The organism is Oleiphilus sp. HI0123 (genome assembly GCF_001635315.1).
Genome location: NZ_LWGE01000299.1, coordinates 1 through 270 on the forward strand (window position 1 = coordinate 1; position 270 = coordinate 270).

At 44.1% G+C, this 270-nt stretch carries 1 protein-coding gene; it reads right to left on the reverse strand.

From position 1 onward, the window contains the following. A partial coding sequence (locus A3761_RS02865; RefSeq protein ID WP_231881132.1) for a class I SAM-dependent methyltransferase occupies positions 1-255 on the reverse strand: 255 nt, incomplete at its 3' end. Between the last annotated feature and the right edge of the window lie 15 nt (positions 256-270).

The following is a 270-nucleotide window of genomic DNA, read 5'->3' on the forward strand; positions in this document are numbered from 1 at the left end:
CAAGACTCCTTTCTTTTTCAGCATCTTAAACAAGAGCTCAAATACCTCTTTTGGCTTGCTCAGATGTTCGACAACCTCTGTACTGGTAATAAAGTCGTAGCGGCCACTTAAAGGGCTTTTGTCTGGCATGTAGAAAGGATCGTACTCTTCTACGTTAAAGCCCTTTTCACGCATCATGATTGATAAAGTTGGTCCGGGTCCGCAGCCGAAATCAAGCCCATTGGCAAAGGGTTCTAGTTGAGATATCAGCGGCATAGATAACTTCTCTAG